Here is a 24,186-nt window from a genome sequence, read left to right as displayed (position 1 = left end):
TCTTTAAATGAATAATTTTCATATAATCTTACTTTTTTTTATAAACATATTTCCTTATTTTTAGTAGACTTATAAAAAGATTAGTAATACAATATACTTATTATTTTTAGGAGGTGAAAATATGCACTTTATTCAAAATATAGATATAAATATACTATATTTTATACAAAATCATATTCAAAATAAATTTCTAGACCCTATAATGATTTTTATAACTTCCTTAGGAAATCTAGGATTTATATGGATTTTAATAAGCATACTTCTTATTATTTCAAAAAAATATAGAAAAATAGGAATTCTTACCTTAAGTGCCTTAATTTTAGATACAATTTTAGGAGAAGGCATACTTAAACATATTATTCAAAGACCTAGACCCTTTACTACATACCCAGATTTACATATAATTATTACTAAACCTCTTAGTTATTCTATGCCATCTGGACATGCTTCAGCATCCTTTGCAGCAGCCTTTATGTTAGCTTATTTCTTTAAAAACATTAGGGTTTATATCTTTGCTTTAGCAGGATTAATAGCCTTTTCTAGATTATATTTACTTGTCCATTATCCAAGTGATGTTTTATGTGGAATAATCTTAGGATATATAAGTTATGTAATAGTAATTAATGTTTATAAAAAAATAATATGTAAAAAACTCAAAAGAAAAGTATAAAGATAAGTTACCTATAAATTTTATTTATAGGTAACTTATCTTTTTAAATAAGCTTTACTTCATAACCTTTTTCTTAAACTTAATAAACAAACTCTCATAATAATCTATTATATTTTTAAGAGTTTTAACTATATACTCTTCATTTTCTCCAGTACTTGTTTCCCCTGTTAACATAAATCCCTTAATTCCTAATTTAATAAATCCATATATATCACTTAACTCTCCTATAGTAGGATTATTACTCTTATTTTTTATAGAAGAAAGTAAATTTGTTGCAACAGTTATATCTACCTTTTCTTCTTTTAAGGAATATATTATTTTTTCCTGAACTATAGGTACGTTTAACCTTCCAATTTCTGCTGTTAAATCTCCCCTAGCTATAACAAGGCCATCTAATTCCTTTGCTATGTCTTTTATATTTTTAACGCCTTCTTTTGTTTCTATTTTCCCCCAAAGCTTTGGAATAATTTGTTTCTCTTCTAAATTTTCAAAAACTATACTTTTAAACTCCTTACATTCTTCTACATAAGAACAATAGGAATAATCTATAATATCAACTTTATTTTTTAAAGCAAATTTTATATCACATAAATCAGCCTCATTAACCCCCCAATTTTTTCTATCTAAATTTGGTAGATTACACCCCTTTTCAGCTCTAACAACTCCTCCTAATTTAACTTTGCTTTTTATTAGTCCTAATTCATTTTTAATTACTAAAAATTCCATAGTAGCATCTTTCATATATATTTTTTTAAAACTACTTTTCTTAAGGAAATCATTTTTTAAATTTAAGGGAATTAAACTATATTCTTTTATTTTATCTTTATAAAAGTCATACGTATCCTCTGCACAAAAATAAACTATTTCTCCACTACTAACTTTAAAAATTTCTTGAAAATTTTTAGAAACTCTAACTTTATTTCCTTGAAGGTCTATTAAAACTTTTACATCTTTATACTTTCTTTTTATGTAATTTATACAAAGTTCAACATCCTCATGATTTCCATGAGACAAATTTATTCTAATAGTATTTGCTCCTCCTAATACTATTTTATCTATTTTATTAAATATTCTTTCTTTACTCTCTGTACTTTTACTAATAAACTTTGTATTTATACTTCCTATAATATACATATATTCCCCCATTAAATATTGATATTTATTTGATTTATATGCAAATAAAAATATAAATATTATTTATATTTTTATTATTAATTAAATATTCTTAACATAAGATATTACATTTTAAATAAAATAAAAGAAGTTATATTAAATAAAAGCTTTATATAACTTCTTAAAGGGAAAATTTTAACTTTTAATGTATTTTAACTAACTTCTTTAATTATTTTATATAAAGATTCAATTAATTTATAATTGTTTATCTTCTCTTTCTCTCCATCACTTATATTTATAATTAAGCATAAAGATTCTAAATTTTTTACTAAATAAAGTCCCTTACCACTTTTTATGCTCATCTGAGAAAGTCCCATATAATCTACTAAATCCTCTAAGTTTAAAGAAACAACTCTTCTAAGAATTAAATCATCACCTAATATTTCTATCTTTTTTTCTTCTCCTACTTCTCTTCTTATTCTTATAAATATATCAACGTTCATATTATTAGATAATAATACCTTTTTAAAAAAGTTTTCTCCTAAACATCCCTCTTCTGAAAAACAATCTATAATAATATCCTCTTCTTTTTTTATTTTGTTTATTAAAGACTCCTTTAACATAGAATCTTCTATATCTAAAGCATATTTCATTATAAATCACCTCCAAAGAAATAAAGATAATCGTACTATATATTATTCATTTTCTTAAAAAAAGTTCTACTAAAAACATAAGTTTCATAAATTAAACTAAAAGAGGTGATAAATGATATGAAAAAACTAACTAAAATATTTTTAATAATCCTATGTTTTTCTCTTCTATTAATTTCATGTTCTAAAATTAATATTCCTTCTAAAAACAAAAGTTCCTTAAGTTATCACACTAAAAATTTAAGTGAAGAAATTTCCCATAATATAAAAATTAGATTATTAGATATGAATATATATAGTGAAACTATTGTTGATAATGAAGATATAAGAATTATTTATGATTTATTAAACAATTTAAAAGATTCTAACTTTATAGAAGAAGAAGCTTTGCCTGATAAACCTTTATATAAAGCATTTATTGACTTAGAAAAGGAAAGATATGTAATAGATATTTATGGAGATGATTTAATAACACTCTATCCTTGGAATAGTGATATAAATAAGGATTACTTAAGCTTAAAAAACATTCCTAATGCCTTTAAACTAGAACCCTTTTGTAGATATGTCTTTAATAAAAAACATTAAAAAATATGAAGTTTAGAAATTTTATTCTAAACTTCATATCCTTTTTAAAAGTTTATTTATTTCAAAAATTTTTTCACCAAAATAATCTTATTTCTTTCTATTTAACTCCTCTAGAAGCTCAAAAACACGCTTTTTATATAAAGAATGAATTTTATATGGTGCAATTTCATTTAAGGGTTCTAAAACAAAACTTCTCTCATGCATTCTTGGATGTGGAAGTATAACCTTATCATCTTCACTTACTAAGTCATTAAAAAATATTATATCTAAATCTATAGTTCTAGGCCCCCACTTAATCTTTCTTTCCCTTTTTAATTTCTTTTCTATATCTAATAAAAAGTTCATTAATTCCCTTGGATTTAAAAGGGTCTTTATTTTACAAACTCCATTTAAAAATTCTTCTTGCTCTAAATATCCCCAAGGTTCTGTTTCTATTAAAGTTGATTTTTTTATAATCTTAGTATGATAAAAGCTATCCATTTCCTTTAAGGCCTCTTCTATATAAAACTTCTTATCTCCTATATTAGAACCATATGAAATATAAGCTTCATTCCATTCTCTTTCAATTTCTATTTTTACCGTATCTAAAGTTCTTAATATAGGAGCCCAAGGTTTCTTCAAAGAAATTTTAACCTTTTTAATAATTGGATATTCTATTAAGATAAACTCACATAATTTTTCAGCTACTGTTTCTATTAAATCATAGCTTTCTCTTTTAAATTCCTCTTCAATCTTATGTGTAAGCTCTCCATAATGAACAGATTTGCTTAAATCTCCAGTAATTCCTGCTTCTCTAGTATTTAAAAAAAGTTCTATACTTAAAATAAATTTTTGTCCAAGCTTCTTTTCCTCTTCAAAAACTCCATGATTCCCAAAAACCTCAAAATCCTTAATAATAATCTTATCCATTAACGCTCTAACTCCTATCTTTTTATAATAGCATCAGTCATAAGGGCATTTCTTTTATTCTCTAAAACATCATGAACTCTTACAAAATCACAGCCTTTAATTATTCCAAGAGTAGTTGTAGCTAAAGTTCCTTCAAGTCTTTCATCTGTTTTAAGATTTAAAGTATTTCCTATTACTGATTTTCTTGATGTTCCTAGTAAAACAGGATAACCCATATTACAAAACTCATCTAGTCTATCTAAAACCTCTAAATTTTGATTATAATCCTTAGCAAAGCCTATGCCCGGGTCTAAAATTATATTCTCCTTCTTAACTCCAGCTTCTAAAGCTATATTTATGCACTCTTCCATATCCTTTTTCATTGTTTCTATTATGTCATTTCCATAATCTTTATCATTTCTATTGTGCATTATACAGCAAGGAACTTCATATTTAGAAGCTACCTTTGCCATATTTTTATCCTTTTTAAATCCCCAAACATCATTTATTAAATTAGCACCAGCCTTTATAGCCTCCTCTGCAACTTTACTCTTATAGGTATCAATTGATATAGGAATATCAAATTTTTCTCTTAAAGCTTTTATTATAGGCACTACTCTCTTTAATTCTTCCTCTTCTTCAACAGGTGTATGAGTTGGTCTTGTTGACTCTCCTCCAATATCTATTATGTCAACACCATCTTCAATCATCTTCTCTGCTCTTTTTATTGCTAAATCAATATCATTATATTGTCCTCCATCTGAAAATGAATCTGGAGTAACATTTAAAATTCCCATTATATATGTTCTTTTTCCTATTTCAAAATCTTTATTTCCTATTTTCATAAAAGTTCCCCCTAAATAATTATGTCTAAATTTTTCTTTTCCTTCTCCCACTTGCAAAGTTTTTCTCCTTTGCATAAAAAACAAGCTCTAGACTCTTTATCTGCTAAATAAATAATCTTATCTAAGCCCTTAGAATCCTTATTTCTATGATTTAATATTCCACTTAAAATAATTTCTATCTCCTCTTCTTTAAAAGCACATTCTTTTAAGATAGGTAAACTTAACCTAAAGGAAGCTTTATTATGTTTTTCTCCTCCTTCATACTGAACCCATCTTCCTATATCATGAAGAAGGGCTATTGCATATATTATCTCCTTAGAAACCTTTATATCTTCTTCTAAAACCTTTATATATGCAATCCTTGCCACATCTAAAAAATGTTCCAAATTATGCTTGCAAAAAATCCTATCTTTTTCATAAAAAGAATTTTTATCTAAATATTCTTTATACTTATTGTTATTAAGTATATTATTTACTCTCTTCATAAATAAACACCTCAAAGAATAATATCTACATAGAAATCATTCTAAATACATCATTTTTTAAATTTTCATCCTCTAAAAACTTACCTCTATAAGTTGTTGTAACTGTTTTTGTACCAGGCTTTTTAACACCTCTCATAGTCATACACATATGCTCTCCCTCTACAACTACCATTACTCCCTCAGGCTTTAAAGATTCCATTATAGAATCAGCTATTTCACTTGTAAGTCTCTCTTGAAGTTGTGGCTTCTTTGAATAAACCTCAACACATCTTGCAAGTTTAGATAAACCAACTACTCTCCCTTTTGGTATATAGGCTATATGCACCTTTCCATAGAAAGGAACTAAATGGTGTTCACACATTGAATAAAAAGTTATATCCTTTTCTAAAACAAGGTCATTACTATTTACCTCAAAGGTTTTATTTAAATGTTTCTTAGCATCCTTACCTATTCCTGAAAAAATCTCTTCATACATTCTTGCAACCCTATCTGGAGTTTCTAATAGCCCTTCTCTATTAACATCTTCTCCTATGGCTTCAAGTATTAATTTCATTCCTTCTCTTATTTTATCTTTATCCATTATTTCCCTCCATCATTAAAAGATTTTAATAGAATTTTCGTACTTCTCCTTTACTTTTTCTATTAAATCTTGTTCTAAAAAATTTTTCTCTTCTAAATTTCTTACTTTCATTATGCCAAGAAGAGAATTACTTATAAAAATCCCTTCACTATTTTTTAAATCCTCTAAAGTATAAAATCCCTCTTGAACTTCAAAATTTTTAATTATCCATTTTCTAATTATTCCATCTAAAAGCCCACATTTAACACAAGGAGTATATATCTTATTATTTTTAATAAAAAATATATTACTTGTAGCCCCTTCTGCTACATTTCCCTTTTCATTTAAAAATATTACCTCATGAAAGCCTTTATTTTTAGCCTTTTCTTTCTCTAAAATATTTTCAATATAACAAGTACTTTTTAAATAAGTTAGCATAGATGTACTATTTCTTCTTACCTTACTAAGTCTTAAAGAAAATCCTCTTTTATAATCTTCTTTATTATATGGAATTTCTCTAATTGAATAAATTATATTATTTTCAGTAAGAGTTATTTTTAAGACTTTATTCCTTATATTATTTTTCTTAATAAATTCTGTAACATCTTTTTTTGTAATGTTAAAAGGAATATCTAATTTTAAACACCCTAACTTTAATCTTTCTAAATGTTCCTTTAAAAAAACTCCTTTATTTAGTACAAGTATAGTTTCAAAAACTCCTCTTCCAAAAAACACAGAAGAATCCACTTTAAAATTTTCTTCACTACAACTTATAAAAGAATCTTTTATATTTTCTCCTATATAAATCAATTTATATCACAACCTAAATCATAATACTCTCATTAAGGCTTTAGCCTTATCTAAGGTTTCTTCATATTCCATCTCTTCTTCTGATTCAATAGTTATTCCTCCACCTACTCCAAAGTAAGCTTTATTATCCTTTGTAAGTATAGTTCTTATTACTATATTAAAATCACAATTACCTCTAAAGTCAAAATATCCTATAGCTCCAGTATAAATCCCTCTTCTAATTCCTTCTAACTCCTCAATAATTTCCATACTTCTTATTTTAGGCGCTCCTGTTATAGAACCTCCAGGAAAACATTCTCTTATACATTTTACAGAGCTTACATCCTCTTTTAATTCTCCTATAACAGTTGAAACTAGGTGAAATACTGTTGAATACTCCTCTAATTTAAAAAGTTCTGTAACTTTAACTGAAAAAGGCTTACAAACTTTGCTTAAATCATTCCTCTCTAAATCAACAATCATTAAAAGTTCTGATTTATCCTTTTCACTATTTAAAAGTTCTTTTTTATTTTTTTCATCTTCAAAAGAATCTTTTCCTCTTGGTCTTGTGCCCTTAATAGGTCTTGTTTCAACTTCCCTATTAAATACTTTTAAAAATCTCTCAGGAGAAGAACTTATAATTTGAAATCCTTCTAAATTTAAATAGGCAGAAAAAGGTGCTTTATTTATACTCCTTAAATTCATATATGTATTAAAAGGATTAGAATTAAAATCACAAGAAAACCTTTGTGTTAAATTTGCAATATATGTATGTCCTTCTTCTATATAATTTTTAACCTTTTTCACAGCCTCTATATATTCTTCCTTTGAAAAATTAGATGAAAATTTAGTATCTTTATCTAAGTCCTTATTGAAATTAAAATTATAACTTCTTATTTTTTCATAAATCCTATCTATACTTTTATCTGAATTTTCATTAATTCCTAAAGCTGTTATATAAGTTTTTTTATTTTTCAAATCAAATATAATTAAATTATCATAAAATAAAAAATAACTATCAGGAATAGAAACATCTTCTAATGCACTTTCAGGTAATTTTTCAATAACCCTTCCAATATCATAAGAAAAATACCCAATAGCCCCTCCTAAAAAAGGTATATTACTTTTGTAATCTATTTTATATTTTGAAATGAGCTCCTCTAATTTTAAGAAAGGTTCTCCTAAAACTAATTTATCATCAATTAAAATCTTTCTTCCTTTAGAAACAAACTTTTTAAAAGGATTTAAGCCTATAAAAGAATATAAGGAAAACTCACTATCTTCCTTTGAACTATCTAAAAAAATACTATTTATCTCTTCACTAAATAAAGAATATACTTCCTCTGCTTTAAATTTATTTTCTATTTCTCTAATTTTAAAATCCAAATCAATCACCTATCTAAAAAATTATTTTTTGATTGGTCTATAAAATTTTTAAGCATTTCATGACCATACTCTGTTAAGACAGCTTCAGGATGAAATTGTACTCCTTCTATAAAGTATTTTTTATGTCTTATTCCCATAACTACTCCATCATCACTTAAAGCACTTACTTCTAAATCTTCTCCTAATAACTCTTTATCAACTATTAATGAATGATATCTAGTTACATTTATATTATTTTTAATTCCTTTAAAAATCCCCTTGTTATCATGCTTTATTTTGCTTATCTTTCCATGAATAGGAAATTTACCCTTTTTAACTTCACTATTAAATAAATAAGCTATACATTGATGCCCAAGACATACACCTAAAATAGGTATTTTCCCTTTAAAATAATCTATTATCTCTAAACACTCTTTCATATCCTTTGGTGCTTTAGGCCCTGGAGATATAATTATCCCTGTAGGATTTAGCCTTTCTATTTCTTCTATACTTATTTTATTATTTCTCCTTATCTTTACCTCTTCATTTAATTCTTTAAAATATCTATATAAATTAAATACAAAGGAGTCATAATTGTCTATAATTAAAAACATTAATTCACCTCTAAAAATTAGTTTAAAATAATTATATCAAAAACCCCTAAAAAAAAATATTAAAATTAATCTCTTTAAATTTATTAAGATTTTAAATTATTGTATAAAATTAAAGATAAAAATTAATTATTTTATTTCATTGTTATGTGTTAAAATATTAATACTACAAATATTTTTTAAAATTAACAATATTATAAAAATACTATATATTATTACATTAATTAAAGGAGGTTTTATTATTAAGATTCATGCAGAATTTCATTGTCATTCCTTAGCATCTGATGGAACTTTATCGCCAAAGGAAGTAATAAGAGAAGCTAAAAAAGCTAACATTTCTTTAATAGCCTTAACAGACCATGATATAACATCTGGTCTTGATGAAGCTATGGAAGAAGCTAAAAAATTAGATATAAAATTTATTCCTGGAATAGAATTAAGCTGTGAGCATAAAGGAGCTACAGTTCATATTCTTGGATACTTTAAAGATGATACTTATAAAGGAGAAAAGTTTCAAAGTTTTTTAAGAGAACTTAAAGACTCTAGAATAAATAGAGCAAAAAAAATTGTTGAAAACCTAGATAAGTATTTTGACATAAAATTAGATTATAAGGATGTGTTAGCTAAAGGAAAAGGTGTAGTAGCTAGACCCCATATAGCACAATGCATAGTAGATGCTGGTTATCCTTATGACTGGGAATACATATTTGATAATTTTATAGGAAATGATAGCAAAGCTTATGTTCCTAACAAAAAAGTTTCTGTAGAAGAAGGTATAAATATTTTAAAAGAAAATAATGCCATTACAGTTCTTGCTCATCCAAAACTTATAAAAAAAGTTCCTGTAGAGGAAGTAATGTCCTTTCCCTTTGATGGCATAGAGGCTATTTATTATCAAAATACTAAAAAAGATACTGATTTCTTTATATCTTATGCAGTTCATCATGACCTTCTTATAACCTGTGGTTCTGACTTTCATGGAGACCATGAAGGAGATGAAAGACATGGTCATATTGGATGTATGAGCATTCCTGTTGAATATGTTGAAAAATTTCTAGAAAAATACAATTCACAATAATTTAATTAATAATTAAAATAATGGTAATATGGTTTAAATGCCAAATTACCATTATTTTTTTAAATTTTTAGAGAATATAATATTTTATTAAAAAAACTATTTACATTTCATTGAAAAAGAATATAATTTAATTGTAGGTATTAATTAATAATTAATATCCATTAATGGCGATTGTTATAATTTTAACATATATTAGGTGGTGTTTTTAATGAATTATTTAGAAGTAAAAAAAGATATTTACTGGGTTGGTTCTTTAGACCCAGAATTAAGAGTTTTTGATATTATTATGTACACTCCTTATGGAACTACATATAACTCTTATGTAGTTAAAGGTAGTGAAAAAATAGCTGTTTTTGAAACAGTAAAAGAAAAATGTTTTGAAGATTATTTATCAAAACTTACTAGTTTAGGAGTAGACCCTAAGATGATAGATTACATAGTAGTAGATCATACAGAACCTGACCATGCTGGCTCTGTTGAGAAATTACTTGAATTATCTCCTCAAGCTAAAGTTATTGGTACAATGCAAGCTATAGAATTCTTAAGAGATATAGTTAATAAAGACTTTGAATATATAATAGTTGGAGATAACGACACTATTTCATTAGGAAACAAAACTTTACAATTTATCTCTGCGCCATTTTTACATTGGCCAGATTCAATGTATACTTATATTCCTGAAGATAAAACATTAATAACTTGCGACTCTTTCGGAAGCCACTATTCTTGTGAAGAGGTATTTAATGACTTAGTACCTAATGAAGAAGAATATTTAGATGCCTTAAGATATTACTATGATTGTATCTTCGGACCATATAAGCCATATGTTTTAAAAGCTATTGATAAAATTAAAGATTTAAATATAGATTTAGTTTGTCCAGGTCATGGTCCTGTACTTAGACAAGACCCTTGGAAAGTAATAAACACTTACAAAGAGTGGAGTACTCCTGTAAAACCTCAAATAAACGGAGATAAAAAAGTTACAATTCCTTATGTATCAGCTTATGGATATACTAAAGAATTAGCTGAAGAAATTGCAAAAGGAATTCAATCTGAACATAACGTAGAAGTTAAATTATATGATTTAACTTATAGCAAACAAGAAGATGCTTTAGCTGATATTGTAGATTCTGATGGTATCTTATTTGGTTCACCAACAATAGTTGGAGAATTATTACCTCCTATTAGAATTTTATTAGCTAACTTAAACCCTGTAATTCACGGTGGAAAATATGCTGCTGCCTTTGGTTCTTATGGTTGGAGTGGAGAAGCTGTTCCTAGAATAGAAGCTAGATTAAAAGAATTAAAAATGAATATATTTGGACCTGGCTTAAGAATTAAATTCAAACCATCAGTAACTGAATTAAAAGAAGCCTTTGAATTCGGTAGAGATTTTGCAAGAACTATGTTTGGAGAAAAAGAACTTGATTATTCACCAAACCATGCAACTGAAACTAAGGAAATATTAACTGGAAACGGAAAAACTAGATATTGGAAGTGCTTAGTTTGTGGTGAAATCTTCGAAAGTCCTGTTTGTCCTGAGGTTTGTCCTGTTTGTGGTGCTGGAAAAGAGCAATTCATTGAAGTAGAAATGGATGTATTTGAAAAGAATGATACAGATGATAACTTCGTTATAGTTGGTAATGGTGCTGCTGGTTTCTATGCTGCTAAAACTATAAGAGACATAAATAAAAAAGCTACAATTAAATTACTTTCAAGTGAAGAAGTATCATCTTATTCAAGACCTAACCTTTCAGATCTTTTAAATGAAGAAATGAATATAGATACTTTCTACTTAGAAAAAGCTTCTTGGTATAAAGAAAATAATATAGAAGAATTATTAGGTGTTACTGTAAAATCTATAGATAAAGAGGCTAAAAAAGTAATCTTAACAGATGGTACTGAAATACCATATACTAAACTTATCTTAGCAAATGGTAGTCATAACTTTATACCACCATTTAAAGTTAAAAATAATTCTGAAGAAATAACTTTAAATAGTGAAAATATCCATACATTAAAAGGAATCTACTCAATCAAAGACTTAAAAGATACTTTTGATGTAAAAGAAGATATGAAAGAAGCTAAGAAGGTTGTAATAATAGGTGCTGGTCCTTTAGGCTTAGAAGCTGCTTGGGAAATGAAACTAGCTGGCTTAGATGTTACAGTAGTTGAATTCTTACCAAACCTTATGAACAATCAATTAGACCAAGAAGGTGCTGATATCTTTAGAAAACAAGTTTCAGACTGTGGAATAAACTTTATAACATCAGAAGAATGTAGTGAAATAATAACTACTGATGGTAAATTAACAGCTGTAAACTTAAAGAGCGGAAAAACTCTAGATGCTGATATACTTTTAGTTTCAACAGGTATTAGAAGCAATATATCTTTAGCTAAAGAAGCTGGTATAGAATGTAACAGAGGAGTTATTGTTAACGAAAAGATGGAAACAAGCATTAAAGATATCTATGCTTGTGGAGATGTAGCTGAATTTAGTGGAGTTGTTTATGGTAACTGGCCTGCTGCTATAGAAATGGGTAAAACTGCTGGTGCTAATGCAACTGGAGCTGAAAAAACCTTTGAAGACTTTACACCATCTATAATATTAGATGCTTTAGGAACTCATGTATTCTCAGCTGGATTAATTAGATTTAATGACCCATCTTATGAAAAAATAAGTTCTAAAGATGAAGCTAAAGGAAATTACACTAAGTTATTCTTCAAAGATAACATCTTAGTTGGAGGAATTATAGTTGGTGATACTGCTAAGGCAGGACAAATTATAATTGCAATAGATAGTAAATTATCTAAAACTGCAGCTTTAGCAAGTAATCTTCTATAAAAAATAAAAAATAAAAAAAGTGACTAAAATAGTCACTTTTTTTATTTTTAATCTTTACAAACTTTCCTTATAAGCTTCTAAAGCTTTTGCAAGTTGATCTGGACAAGAAGTTCCCTTGCCACCACAATCTATTCCTTTTAATCTTAAAATAGCTTCTTCAATATTCATTCCTTCTACAAGCTTTGAAAGGCCAATCAAATTTCCAGGACAACCATTTAAAAAAGTAACATTTTTTACTTTGTCATCCTCAATATCAAAGTTGATTTCCTTAGCACAAACTCCTTTAGTCTTATAATTCATAAGTAAAACCTTCTCCTATCCATTTTAACTTACAAGGATAAAACTATTTTTATAATAAAGCTATAACTTCAATTTCAACCTTAGCATCCTTTGGTAATTTAGCAACCTCTACAGCACTTCTTGCTGGTTGATTTTCTTTAAAATAAGTTGCATAAACTTCATTCATTTTTGTAAAATCATTCATATCACTTAAAAATACAGTAGTTTTTATTACTTTATCCATTGAAGTTCCAGCTTCTTCTAATATAGCTTTTACATTTTTTAAAGATTGAGCTGTTTGTTCTTCAATTGTTTCAGCCATTAAACCAGTTTCTGGGTCTAGTGGAATTTGTCCTGAAGTATAAACTAACTCTCCTATTTTTACTCCTTGTGAATAAGGACCTATTGCACCAGGTGCCTTATTTGTTTTTATGATTTCTTTTTCCATATAAAACATCTCCTCTTCTTCAATACAAAAGTTTAATCTCACAATTTAATTTTAATACAGTAGCACCCTAAATTCAACGTATTATCTACTTATCTTTCTCATTTTCTAAATTGTTTATATTTTGTTCTAAAGTTTTTAACTCATTGTTCTCTTTTAAATTATTTCCCTCTATATTATTATTTAAAATTCCTCCCATAACTAATATAGATAATATTAATGTAACTATTTCATTATAATTTTTCGGCAAAATACTTATATTAAATCCCTCTAATATTAAAGGAATAAGTGCAAAAATAGCTAACCATAATCTATAATTTTTAAAAACACTATAATTTTTCATAAAACTCTACCATTTTATTATTACACTTTATAATATTCCATTTAAGATTTTATTGTTATTTAAATTAAAAACTCATTTTCTAAAATTATTTCAATAATAATTTTAAGAAAATGAGTTAACAACTAACTTTTACTATATATCTGCCATTATAAGTTTAGCACTTTCAGTATTTGTAGCTAAAGGTACTTTATAAACATCACAAAGTCTAAGTAATGCACTAACATCAGGTTCATGAGGTTGAGCTGTTAGTGGGTCTCTTAAAAAAATTACCATATCAACATCATGATTTGCTACCATAGCTCCTATTTCTTGGTCTCCACCTAATGGGCCACTTTTACATCTTTTAACTTCTAAAGATGTATTTTGCATAATTTTAAGACCAGTAGTTCCTGTTGCAACTAGTATATGTTTACTTAACTTATTTTCGAATTTTTTTGTAAGCTCTATCATTTCTTCTTTTTTCTTATCGTGTGCAATTAATGCTATTTTCATCTTACTCTCCCCTTTTTTCCAAAGCAAAATAAATTTATAATATTTATTGCTTTTTTAAAAATTTACTTCTGTTTTTAAACATTTACATAAATAATTATATAATAAATAACTATATTTTAAAATATAAACTAAGTTAAAAATAGATAAATTATATTATTAAAATTTAAAATAAAAAAGCACTATATAAAATATAGTGCTTTTTTTATTTTATGCTTCTTCAAAGAAAGCTCTATAGCATTTTTTAGTTTCATATAAATCAGCTTTAGAAGCAACTTCTAAAGGTGCATGCATATTTTGTAATGCTACTCCACAATCTATAACTTGCATATTGTATTGAGCTAAAATATAAGCGATTGTACCACCGCCTCCTTGGTCAACCTTTCCAAGTTCTCCTGTTTGCCATACAACATTATTCTTATCCATTATTTTTCTTAAATGAGCTATATATTCTGCATTAGCATCATTGCATCCCGCCTTACCTCTAGCACCTGTATACTTGCTAAATACTACTCCATGGCCAAAGTATGCAGTATTTTTCTTTTCACATACAGATGGATAATTAGGGTCAAAAGCAGCTGTAACATCTGCTGATAACATCATTGAGTTTTGAAGACATCTTCTAAGCTTTAACTCAGAGTATTCTTCTTTTCTATCCATAAGTTCTGCAATTACATTTTCAAAAAATCTAGATTGCATTCCTGTAGCCCCTACACTACCTATTTCTTCTTTATCCACTAATAAAGCAACACAAGTTTTATCAACTTCACCTAATTCCATTAAAGCTTCAGCTGAAGTATAAGAACAAATTTTATCATCATGTCCATATGCTAAAATCATACTTCTATCTAAACCATAATCTCTAGCTCTACCAGCTGGAACAACTTCTAGTTCAGCAGATACAAAATCCTCTTCAGTTATACCATATTTTTCATTTAATAAAAGAAGAATATTAGCCTTAACAGCTTCTTTTTCCTCTCCTTCTTTTAAAGGCATACTTCCAACTAAAACGTTTAAATCTTCGCCTTCTACTACTTTAGCACCTTTTTTCTCTAATTGGTCTGCTGATAAATGTACTAAAAGATCTGAAACTCCTAAAACAGGGTCCTTTTCATCTTCACCTATATTAATACAAACCTTACTTCCATCTTTTTTAACAACAACTCCATATATAGCAAGAGGTGTAGTTACCCATTGATATTTTTTTATTCCACCATAATAATGAGTGTCTAAAAAGGCTAATTCTGAATCCTCATATAAAGGATTTTGTTTAACATCTAATCTTGGTGAATCTATATGTGCACCTATTATTCTTAAACCTTTTTCTAAAGATTCATGTCCTACTTTTATTAATGTTATAGTTTTATCCATATTTACAGAGTAAAGCTTATCCCCAGATTTAACCTTTTCTCCCTTTTCAATAACATCACATAAATTTTTGAATCCCTTTTCTTCAGCTTCTTTTCTTAAAACCTTTACGCATTCTCTTTCAGTTTTTGCAATAGACATAAAGTTTTTGTATCTTTCTCCTAAAGAAAATACTTCTTCTAAATCTTTTTTGTCATATTTTGTCCAAGCATTTTCATATTCTTTTTTTAACTCTTCTATACTTTTCATATTATAGCCCTCCTAATTATTTTATTTTATAACTTAATTCTATATTTTTGGCAATATTTTGTCAAACTATAGAAACTTTCTTAATTTAAAAATTAAGATTAAAAATAAGGCTGTAAAAAAAAGCATACCAATTAAGGTGTAGAATCCATATGGTGAGCTTTTAAATGGTATAAAGTCAAAACTCATAGAAAATATAGCTGTTATTAATTCTAAGGGTAAAAATATAGCTGTTATTATGGTGAAAACTTTCATAAGGTCATTGGTCTTATTAGCTAACTCAGATTCATAAGCTTCTCTTACAATAGCTAACTCTTGAGATAAATTATCTAAAGAAAGTATTAGCTTTTCTATTTTACTATTTATATTTTTAAAATATGCCTTATTATTCTCTCCTATAACTTTATTTTCATCTATTATAAGAGTATCACCTATATACCTTAAAGGTTTTATAATCTTTCTAAGCTTAAAAACCTCTCGTCTTATAAATAATAAGGAATTTAACTGCTTATTTTCAGTACTTTTAAGAATTTCTAATTCAATTTTATCCCCTTCAATTTCTAAATTTGATATTATATTATAGTTATTTATTATTATCCTATCTAAGATATAGTAAAGAATTATAGATGCTTTTTTATTTTCCTTAAATAGTTGACAATTTTTCCCTTCTTTTATATCCTCTATTAATTCATATAAAAGAGAAATTTTACTTTTATAAAGAGTAATAATAAAGTCTTTTCCTAAAAATATATCTAATTCTTTAGAGATTATTTGCCTTTCTATTTGTTCTATTATATTTATTAAAATAAAATTATAGTCCTTAAAAGAATCTATTCTCTGCTCTTGTTTATAATCAATACATTCCTTTATACATTCATAAGAGAAATTTTTTTCTAAAAAGCTAACTTCATCTTCCTCCATTAGTATCCATACATTATACTCTCCCCTTTTCCACTCCTTAAGTATTTTAAAATTTTCCTCAATATTAAATATAACCATATCATCACCTTTATTTTTGATATGGTTATATTCTTTGTTTTTTTATTAAATTTTACTCTCATTTTCCATGCTATCTAGCATTCTTTTTTCTATAATATCAACAGGAGAAACATCTGACATTCTTTGATATCTATAATTTGCAGCAGCTGCTTCTATAATTACAGCTATATTTCTACCTGGTCTTATAGGAACCCTTAACTTTTTAACCTTAACACCTAAAATGTCTTGATATTCATCGTTTACTCCTAATCTATCATAATCTCCATCATCTTTCCAATGTTCAAAATGAATGATTATTTTTATTTTTTTAGAAGTTAAAATTGAACTTAGTCCATATAAAGCTGATACATCTATTATACCCATACCTCTAACTTCAAGCATTCCAAAAGTTATCTCTGGAGACCTACCTATTAAATCCCCATCAATTTCTTTTATATCTACAGCATCATCAGTTACTAGTCTATGACCTCTTTTTATAAGTTCAAGGGCTGTTTCACTTTTACCAATTCCACTTTCCCCTGTAATTAACATACCTATACCATATACATCAACAAGAACCCCATGAAGTCTTGTTTCAGGCGCCATTTTATCTGATAAATACATTGTAATTTTACTTATAAATTTAGTTGTTACCATGTTACTTCTAAGAATCCATAAGTTTCTTTTCCTTGCTGCCTTTAAAAGTTCTTCATGTATTTCTAATTCTCTAGTTATAATAAGACAAGAAATATCAAAGGAAAAAAATTTATTCAATCTTTTTTTTCTAAGGTCTGGAGACATATCTTCTAAAAAGCTCCATTCAGCTTTCCCTATAACTTGAATTCTCTCAGGAGCAAAATAGTTATAAAATCCTGCTAATTGAAGTCCTGGTCTGTTTACATCACAAACATTTATAGGAACATTTTCTTCTCCAACTTGTACTACCTCTAATTTAAAATCCTTTATTAATTTCTCTATTGTAACACCCACAAAAATCACCCTTAATTTTTCTTATTTTTCGGCTCAATTCCCTTTAATTGTTCTCTTAAATTACTTTTAAATCTATTTATATATTCTCTTCTAAGTTCTTCTCTTTCTTTGTGTTCTTCTTCTGATAATCCTTCTTCTTTATGTTTTTTATGTAGTTCATTTATTCTTTTTGTTAATTCATCTATGTTCATCTTTAATCTCCTTTTTAACTTTAATTTATTTATAATATTATTTTACATTTGTATCTATTTTTTAGCAACAATCTTTCTTACTAAATTAACATTTTAAATCATAATATATTAAAACTATATATATTATGTTAATTTCTTTGAAATTTTTATCTTTTTAAATTGTAATATATTTCAAATTATTTTTTTTTATCTTATAATATTTTATATACTTTTTTTAATAAAGAAAGAACTTAATATTCTAATTAATATTTTTTATTAAAGGTGATGAATTATGAATAAAATAGCTTTAAATTTTAAAAACATGACAAATTCAGATAAAGTTAAATTTATAAATAATTCCTTAGTTTTAGATGGCATTAACCTAAATGAACTTTCAAAAAATCTAAATCTATCCCAAACAGATATAGTTATTTTTATGAAAAAAGAAGGTTTTTTCTTTGATAATACTGAAGGATATTTTAAAAAAGATAAAGATATTCCAACCTTAATAAATATGGAACCTTTAAATTTATATAATACAGATAGTTCTATAAATAAAAATTATAAAAAGAGAGAAGATGTACAATCTATTATAGATTCAATAAATGAAAAATTAAATATAAAAGAAGAAGATCCTAAATCTTTATTACCAGAGATAAAAGATATTGAAATTAATACTTCTCTTAAAGAAGAAAATACTATAAAATCTTATGAAAACATTAAAATTCCTAGAATTTCAAGAAGTGAAAGATTAAGAAAAAAAAGAAATAAAAATATATTTCTTAAGTTTATTTATTTTTTCAAAAATAAATTTAAGAAAAAAAACTCTAAAAAAGAAAATCTTATAAATGATAAAAAAAATAATAACTCCATCTTAAAAGAAGTAGCCTTAGATAATAATTTAAATAATCAACCTTCTTTAGATAAAATAAATCAAAGTAAAATTCCTAAAGAAAAAAACAATTATTCACAGTTTAATCCTAAAAAAATTAATTCTATAAAATTACCCAAAAACTTAAAAGGAAAAATTAAAAATTTAAGGAAAAGCTATAATAATAGCGACACCTTTATTTATAATAGTGATTTATATTTTAAAGAACTAAAAAAAGAATTTTTAAATTTAAAAGAAGAAAATAACAATTCTCCTAAGGAGGAAACTAAAGTATCTTTAGAAGAAAGAGTTAGTAAACTTGAAAAGAAAGTTCAAGAATTAGAGGATTTTTTCTTAGAGATATTTCAAGAAATGTCCAAAAAATAGTATAATAGTCTGTGTCTTTTTCTTTTAATATGCTATACTAAAGTGTATTTCTTTTAAAAGGTTCACAGACTATTCTTTGTTATATGATTATAAAACTAAACTTATACTTAATTAAAATAGCTTAAAATTTGAGGAGATTTGTTATGAATAAAATTAAGCTTTTTTTAACTGAAAAAAAATTTGGTGCAATATTCTCTTTAATCACCTTTATAGCCTCTATAACTATGATTTATGTAGCCCTTAAATCAAAGCTTTTATTTGTAAATATAGTAGGATTAATTTCTAGCTTTTTCTTTATGCTAAGCTCTATAAATACAATATATTTCAATTTAAAAAATTTATAAAATAAATTAAAAATAACATTAGCTAAAGTTTTTCCATTCTATATCCAATTTCCTTATTAGCTAATTCATATCCTTCTTTTATCATTTCATCTTCACTTTTTTCTTTCCCCATAATAGAATCTATAGTAATTTGTCCTCTATCTTTAAAATACTTTTCTAATAGCATATTTTCAATCTCTTTTTGATTGCATAAAGAATAATCATGGAGTATATGCTTTACATTAAAGCCAAGTTTATCTAATTCTCGCCCTACTAATATACTTCTATGGCACCTAATAGGTTCTTGCATAGCCCCTAAAAGAGCTATTCTATACCCTTTATCTATTCCATCTTTAAGCCTTTCTACTCCTTTTTTAAAAGAATCTTCCTTTATAACCTTGTTAAAATCAGCATATCCTAGAGAATTATATGAAACCTTGCTTTCTCTTTTAGCTGCAAATTCTTTAGCCATATAAACATAAGTAAAACCTAATTTATTTAAAGTATTCTTAATAGTTTCTTTATTATACTGCACATTATATTTAGAATAAGGAATTCCCCTTATATCAACTACACAGTTAATATTATATTTTCTTAGCATTTCTACAAGTCTCTTTACTTCATAATTAGAATGTCCTATAGTATATATTTCCATATTAAAAATCCTCCAAAATAATTATAAAATATAATTACAATAAAAATTTTACCATGAAATTAAAAAAGGTTGTAAGAATAATCTTACAACCTATAATAAACAAATTATTATCTATTATTTCTTTGAGCTTTTCTTGCTCTTCTGCAATCTAAGCATCTTACTGGATCATTTTCAAATCCTTTTTCTTTGTAGAAAGCTTGTTCTCCCTCAGTGAATATGAAATCTGCTCCACAGTCTTTACATTTTAATGTTCTATCTGCCATTTTGACATCCTCCTTAAATTTAAAGATTTAAATGGATTAATAAAAATTTTCTTTATTCTTTAAGTTTAAGGAAAATTTTATTCATCTTTTAAAGCTTTGTATCTTATGTTTAAATTATATCATTAAAATTTTAAAATAGCAAGTTTTTATTCACTATTTTTTAACTTTTACTTTAGTGTGATAAAATTTTTAAATCTTTCTCTTACAGCTTCCTCACCCATAATTTGCATTATTGTATATAGGTCTGGAGTATTCGCTCTATGTGTTAAAGCAGCTCTTACAGCTCCTGCAACATCTGATACCATTCCTTTATATTCCTCTGGATTCTTCTTATATTTCTTTCTATCAGTAGCATATCCTAAACTTACAGCAACCTCTTTTAAATCAGAGAACCAAGTATCTTTATCTGTATTAAAATTATATGCTTTTTCATAAGCTTCTATTATTCTCTTAGCTTCTTCTAATTCTAAAGTTTTTGGAAGTTCCACATTTTCTGCTGTTTCTTTATCAAATAATTCATCAAAGAAATAAAATACCTTCTCTCTAACTTCATCCCACTTAGCAAAATCTTTTCTTGGCTTTGGCCCTTCCTTATCTATATTAAATACTTCCTTCATCATTTCTTCTTTTGCTGTAACTAAATTATACATTTCTTCATCATAATCTTTTGCCCACTTTGTATATAAATCATATACTTCCTCTGGCTTCATTTTACAGATTACATCTTTACTTACATCATTTAATTTAATTAAGTCAAATAAGGCTCCACTTTTACTCATTTTGTCTAATTCAACTTTATATTCATGATAATCCTTATCTGGATTTTCAGCTCTCCACTCTTCAAAAGCTGAATTTATAATATTTAAAAGATATTCAATAACTGATTTAGATGGATATCCTTTTTCTCTATAGTAACTTACTGCACTTTCTGCATCTTTTCTTTTTGATAATTTTCTTTTTGAGCTTCCATCCATTTTCATTATTGTTGGAATATGAGCATACTTAGGTGCTTCAACTCCTATAACATCAAAAAGTTGAAGATGTATTGGAAGAGATGATAACCATTCTTCTCCTCTTATAACATGAGTAGTTCTCATTAAAGTATCATCTACTACATGAGCAAAATGATAAGTTGGAAGTCCATCTCCCTTTATTATTACTACATCTTGAAGGTTTTCAGGAAATGAAACCTCTCCCTTTATCATATCTTGAGCAACAACTCTTTTTTCAGGATTTCCTGGTGATTTCATTCTTATAACATAACTTTCACCATTTTCTATTTTCTTTATAGCTTCTTCAGGAGATAAATCTCTATACTTAGCAAACTCACCATAACAACCTGGTGTTAATTTTTCAGCAATTTGCTTTTCTCTTAAAGCTTCTAACTCTTCAGAAGTCATAAAACAAGGATAAGCTAATCCTTTTCTTAAAAGGTCTTTAACAAAGGCTCTGTATATCTCTGCTCTTTCACTTTGCTTATAAGGCGCATAAGCTCCTTTTTCTGAATTTTCTCCTGTTATTCCTTCATCAAAGTCCATACCAAAACTATGCATAGTTTTTATAGTATCATCTATAGCACCTTCAACTTCTCTCTTTTGGTCAGTATCCTCTATTCTTAAATAGAATATTCCACCACTTTGATGAGCTAATCTTTCATTTATTAATGAAGCAAAAACTCCTCCTATATGTTGAAATCCTGTTGGACTTGGTGCATATCTTAATACCTTAGCACCTTCTTTTAATTCTCTCTTTGGATACTTTTCAAAATAATATTCCGGTGTTTTATCTACCTCTGGAAATATTAAATTAGCTAAATTTTCATAACTCATTTTTTCACTTTCCTTTCTAAATTTATGTAATAAAAAAATCTCTCGTCCTAAAAATTAGGACGAAAGACTTAACTTCCGCGTTACCACCTAAATTAGTTAGATATAAAACTAACTCACTTAAAATATTTAAGGGAATTATCCCTAGACCTACTCCTTAAAGATTAAGATTTTCAGCCTAAGCTCCGAAGCTTCTTTCTATAAAATTATCTTTTAGGCTTACACCCTCCCTAAATCGCTTTAAAATAATTATTTATATACTCTTCTTCATCATAGCAATAAAATATATAATTTTAAATAACAAATTATATTATATCAGATTATATAAAGTTGTAAATATAAATATTGACTATTTAAAGCTTTCATTCTTTTAATTTACTTTAAATATTTATATTATATTTTTACAAAGCCTAATTAATAAAATCATTCCATATTTTAAGATTTTCTTCTTTAAATAAAATTTTATATCTAACATATTCATCATTATACGAAACAGAACATAAATCACATCTAATAAACCATGCTTTTATTAAATAACTTAAACTTTTAGAATATTCCTCTAAAACTTCTATGATTTTAGGATTAAAAAGGTACTTATTATAGCTTAAAATTTTATTATGGTTTTCATTATAACCCTTAAGATTATCTTTAATATAATTATTATCCTCTACTTTAAACCATGTCCATAAAATATATTCATATTCTTCTAAAATAGATATAACATCTTTTTCTATTAAATATTCTTTTAAATGCCATAAAGGAATTATGTTATTTCTAAATAAATAATTATTTGCGAAAAAATCGCATTTATTTTTTAATAAGCTATAAAAAAACTCTTCCATAGAAAAATTATTATGCTTATTTTTAATTAAAAGCTTTATTATTTTATCTTTTTCACTTAAATTACTTATTCTTTCTAAGAAATAAACTAGTAAAGGAGCCTTTGTATAATGTAAAAACTCTATTTTACCATGACTTCTTATACTTCCTTCCTCCATTGGAATAATACTAAACCTAAGTGGTTCTTTTAATGTCATATATAAGTATCTAGTATATAAGTTAGCTATTTCCCTATTAAAACTTATATTTAAATTTTCCTTAAGTCCTTTTTCTAAAGATTCTAAAGATAAATTTTCATAATATGTAGCTAAGCCTTCTGTTAACCAAAGATTAGGAGGAAGATGATAGGCTCTTTCTTTTAAAATACTATCCATAAAGCTATGAAATAATCTATGAGATAACAACTGCCAGTCCCTTTTTTTATAAGGATTAAAGGTAGCACTTATAATATTTTTCCCACTTCCTCCTAAAATATATGAATTATTTTCTTCATTCTCTCTAAGTAAAACTATATTAATATTTTTTTTATTAAAACAATTTATATTAAATAAATCACAATAATATTTATAAATATTATTTATATTTTTTAAAACTATTTCTTTTTCTTCCATACTTTTCACTAAATTATTTTTAATGTCATAGTATAATTTAAGATTTCCTTCTTCATTTTCTAAAATATATTCAGAAAAAAATCCAAAGGTATAGGAAGATTTCATTATTTCATAAAAATCACTCCAAGTACCCTTTAAAAGTTTTAATTTAAAATCAGTTTCTTTAAAAGGTATAATATTTTTATAATTATCTTCCTTAAAATTCTTGTTATTTAAAAACCTTATAAAAGACATAAAATCTACCTCTAAAGTAAAAGGTGATTTTTCCTTATCTTTAATTGTAAGAATTTCAACTGGAAGTAAAAATACTTGCTCTCCTAAAAAACTTATCAAATCTTCTTTTATTACTCCTATTTTTCCATGCTTTCCTAAATATCCTATGGAAACTTCATACTCTAAATTAAGTTCTTTATTTTTATTATTTATATATATAAAATTTGAATCTGAATAAAACTCTTCATTACAATTAAATTTAACTATTCTTATCTTTCCTTTATAAAACTGAAGGATACCTAAATAAGCATTTTTAATATTAAGTTTTACCCTTAAAACATCTTTTTTATCTAAAGCTATATCTATTATAAATTTTATACTCTTAGCCCCACACATCTTAAATCTC

At 26.0% G+C, this 24,186-nt stretch carries 27 protein-coding genes and 1 other annotated feature; of the genes, 6 read left to right on the top strand and 21 right to left on the bottom strand.

Annotated elements, in window-relative coordinates:
* Positions 1-121 precede the first annotated feature (121 nt).
* Positions 122-670, top strand: a complete 549-nt coding sequence (locus tag AC4FRL_RS01860; protein ID WP_491138330.1) for a phosphatase PAP2 family protein — start codon at positions 122-124, stop codon at positions 668-670.
* Between the two features lie 54 nt (positions 671-724).
* Here the strand turns inward: AC4FRL_RS01860 and AC4FRL_RS01855 are convergent, their stop codons facing one another.
* Complete coding sequence (locus AC4FRL_RS01855; protein WP_491138329.1) at positions 725-1,804, bottom strand: pyruvate kinase; 1,080 nt, start codon at positions 1,802-1,804, stop codon at positions 725-727.
* A gap of 191 nt (positions 1,805-1,995) precedes the next feature.
* Positions 1,996-2,436 (bottom strand): hypothetical protein, encoded by a 441-nt coding sequence (locus AC4FRL_RS01850; protein WP_491138328.1) that lies wholly within the window; start codon positions 2,434-2,436, stop codon positions 1,996-1,998.
* Between the two features lie 117 nt (positions 2,437-2,553).
* Between AC4FRL_RS01850 and AC4FRL_RS01845 the strand changes: the two genes are divergently transcribed.
* Positions 2,554-3,018: a DUF4883 family protein gene (locus AC4FRL_RS01845; protein ID WP_491138326.1), complete on the top strand. Its 465-nt coding sequence runs from the start codon at positions 2,554-2,556 to the stop codon at positions 3,016-3,018.
* 87 nt (positions 3,019-3,105) lie between these two features.
* Here the strand turns inward: AC4FRL_RS01845 and folK are convergent, their stop codons facing one another.
* From folK to AC4FRL_RS01810, 7 genes are read right to left on the bottom strand one after another with little or no spacing between them, the layout of a single operon-like run.
* Complete coding sequence (folK, locus tag AC4FRL_RS01840) at positions 3,106-3,927, bottom strand: 2-amino-4-hydroxy-6-hydroxymethyldihydropteridine diphosphokinase (protein ID WP_491138324.1); 822 nt, start codon at positions 3,925-3,927, stop codon at positions 3,106-3,108.
* A 14-nt stretch (positions 3,928-3,941) separates the two neighbouring features.
* Positions 3,942-4,751 (bottom strand): dihydropteroate synthase, encoded by an 810-nt coding sequence (gene folP / locus AC4FRL_RS01835; RefSeq protein ID WP_491138322.1) that lies wholly within the window; start codon positions 4,749-4,751, stop codon positions 3,942-3,944.
* A gap of 11 nt (positions 4,752-4,762) precedes the next feature.
* Positions 4,763-5,236, bottom strand: a complete 474-nt coding sequence (locus AC4FRL_RS01830; RefSeq protein WP_491138321.1) for an HD domain-containing protein — start codon at positions 5,234-5,236, stop codon at positions 4,763-4,765.
* Positions 5,237-5,261: 25 nt separating this feature from the next.
* Positions 5,262-5,816 carry a GTP cyclohydrolase I FolE gene (folE, locus tag AC4FRL_RS01825; protein ID WP_491138319.1) on the bottom strand — a complete coding sequence of 185 codons (555 nt, stop codon included), beginning with the start codon at positions 5,814-5,816 and terminating at the stop codon, positions 5,262-5,264.
* Between the two features lie 15 nt (positions 5,817-5,831).
* A complete protein-coding gene (locus AC4FRL_RS01820) occupies positions 5,832-6,605 on the bottom strand; it encodes an aminotransferase class IV (protein ID WP_491138318.1) in 774 nt (257 codons plus the stop codon).
* 18 nt (positions 6,606-6,623) lie between these two features.
* Positions 6,624-7,970 carry an aminodeoxychorismate synthase component I gene (gene pabB / locus AC4FRL_RS01815; protein ID WP_491138316.1) on the bottom strand — a complete coding sequence of 449 codons (1,347 nt, stop codon included), beginning with the start codon at positions 7,968-7,970 and terminating at the stop codon, positions 6,624-6,626.
* A gap of 5 nt (positions 7,971-7,975) precedes the next feature.
* On the bottom strand, positions 7,976-8,563 hold the full coding sequence (locus tag AC4FRL_RS01810) for an anthranilate synthase component II (protein WP_491138315.1): 588 nt from the start codon (positions 8,561-8,563) through the stop codon (positions 7,976-7,978).
* A gap of 238 nt (positions 8,564-8,801) precedes the next feature.
* Between AC4FRL_RS01810 and AC4FRL_RS01805 the strand changes: the two genes are divergently transcribed.
* Together AC4FRL_RS01805 and AC4FRL_RS01800 are read left to right on the top strand one after the other, a co-directional pair.
* Entirely contained in the window at positions 8,802-9,638 is an 837-nt protein-coding gene (locus AC4FRL_RS01805) for a PHP domain-containing protein (protein ID WP_491139514.1), read from the top strand.
* Positions 9,639-9,846: 208 nt separating this feature from the next.
* On the top strand, positions 9,847-12,483 hold the full coding sequence (locus AC4FRL_RS01800) for an FAD-dependent oxidoreductase (protein ID WP_491138313.1): 2,637 nt from the start codon (positions 9,847-9,849) through the stop codon (positions 12,481-12,483).
* 54 nt (positions 12,484-12,537) lie between these two features.
* On the opposite strand, the gene AC4FRL_RS01795 is transcribed toward AC4FRL_RS01800, so the two are convergent.
* From AC4FRL_RS01795 to AC4FRL_RS01760, 8 genes are all read right to left on the bottom strand, one after another.
* Entirely contained in the window at positions 12,538-12,783 is a 246-nt protein-coding gene (locus tag AC4FRL_RS01795; RefSeq protein ID WP_491138311.1) for a TIGR03905 family TSCPD domain-containing protein, read from the bottom strand.
* 49 nt (positions 12,784-12,832) lie between these two features.
* On the bottom strand, positions 12,833-13,210 hold the full coding sequence (locus AC4FRL_RS01790) for a RidA family protein (protein WP_491138310.1): 378 nt from the start codon (positions 13,208-13,210) through the stop codon (positions 12,833-12,835).
* An 85-nt stretch (positions 13,211-13,295) separates the two neighbouring features.
* Positions 13,296-13,550: a phage holin family protein gene (locus tag AC4FRL_RS01785; RefSeq protein ID WP_491138309.1), complete on the bottom strand. Its 255-nt coding sequence runs from the start codon at positions 13,548-13,550 to the stop codon at positions 13,296-13,298.
* Positions 13,551-13,682: 132 nt separating this feature from the next.
* Positions 13,683-14,042, bottom strand: a complete 360-nt coding sequence (locus AC4FRL_RS01780; RefSeq protein WP_491138308.1) for a methylglyoxal synthase — start codon at positions 14,040-14,042, stop codon at positions 13,683-13,685.
* A gap of 207 nt (positions 14,043-14,249) precedes the next feature.
* Positions 14,250-15,656, bottom strand: a complete 1,407-nt coding sequence (locus tag AC4FRL_RS01775; RefSeq protein ID WP_491138306.1) for an aminopeptidase — start codon at positions 15,654-15,656, stop codon at positions 14,250-14,252.
* Positions 15,657-15,722: 66 nt separating this feature from the next.
* Entirely contained in the window at positions 15,723-16,652 is a 930-nt protein-coding gene (locus tag AC4FRL_RS01770) for a magnesium transporter CorA family protein (protein WP_491138305.1), read from the bottom strand.
* Positions 16,653-16,697: 45 nt separating this feature from the next.
* Positions 16,698-17,621, bottom strand: a complete 924-nt coding sequence (hprK, locus tag AC4FRL_RS01765; protein WP_491138304.1) for an HPr(Ser) kinase/phosphatase — start codon at positions 17,619-17,621, stop codon at positions 16,698-16,700.
* Between the two features lie 11 nt (positions 17,622-17,632).
* Positions 17,633-17,812: a DUF896 domain-containing protein gene (locus AC4FRL_RS01760; protein ID WP_491138303.1), complete on the bottom strand. Its 180-nt coding sequence runs from the start codon at positions 17,810-17,812 to the stop codon at positions 17,633-17,635.
* Between the two features lie 271 nt (positions 17,813-18,083).
* Here AC4FRL_RS01760 and AC4FRL_RS01755 point away from each other — a divergent pair, with 271 nt between their 5' ends.
* Together AC4FRL_RS01755 and AC4FRL_RS01750 are read left to right on the top strand one after the other, a co-directional pair.
* Entirely contained in the window at positions 18,084-19,049 is a 966-nt protein-coding gene (locus AC4FRL_RS01755; protein WP_491138302.1) for a hypothetical protein, read from the top strand.
* Positions 19,050-19,192: 143 nt separating this feature from the next.
* Positions 19,193-19,393, top strand: coding sequence for a hypothetical protein (locus AC4FRL_RS01750; protein ID WP_491138301.1), 201 nt, complete (start codon positions 19,193-19,195; stop codon positions 19,391-19,393).
* Positions 19,394-19,415: 22 nt separating this feature from the next.
* Here the strand turns inward: AC4FRL_RS01750 and AC4FRL_RS01745 are convergent, their stop codons facing one another.
* The 4 genes from AC4FRL_RS01745 to AC4FRL_RS01730 form a co-directional block, all read right to left on the bottom strand.
* Complete coding sequence (locus AC4FRL_RS01745) at positions 19,416-20,027, bottom strand: DUF488 domain-containing protein (RefSeq protein ID WP_491138299.1); 612 nt, start codon at positions 20,025-20,027, stop codon at positions 19,416-19,418.
* Positions 20,028-20,134: 107 nt separating this feature from the next.
* Positions 20,135-20,290, bottom strand: a complete 156-nt coding sequence (locus AC4FRL_RS01740) for a zinc-ribbon domain-containing protein (RefSeq protein ID WP_003481131.1) — start codon at positions 20,288-20,290, stop codon at positions 20,135-20,137.
* Between the two features lie 167 nt (positions 20,291-20,457).
* The gene (gene gltX / locus AC4FRL_RS01735) at positions 20,458-22,119 is read right to left on the bottom strand and encodes a glutamate--tRNA ligase (RefSeq protein WP_491138298.1); all 1,662 of its coding nucleotides are present in this window, start codon (positions 22,117-22,119) and stop codon (positions 20,458-20,460) included.
* Between the two features lie 52 nt (positions 22,120-22,171).
* Positions 22,172-22,399 (bottom strand) — a binding site (T-box leader).
* Positions 22,400-22,526: 127 nt separating this feature from the next.
* Positions 22,527-24,176: a hypothetical protein gene (locus AC4FRL_RS01730; RefSeq protein ID WP_491138296.1), complete on the bottom strand. Its 1,650-nt coding sequence runs from the start codon at positions 24,174-24,176 to the stop codon at positions 22,527-22,529.
* Between the last annotated feature and the right edge of the window lie 10 nt (positions 24,177-24,186).

The sequence above is a fragment of the Clostridium sp. TJA032 genome (assembly GCF_058310275.1).
This window is presented reverse-complemented; position numbering and strand designations above follow the sequence as displayed.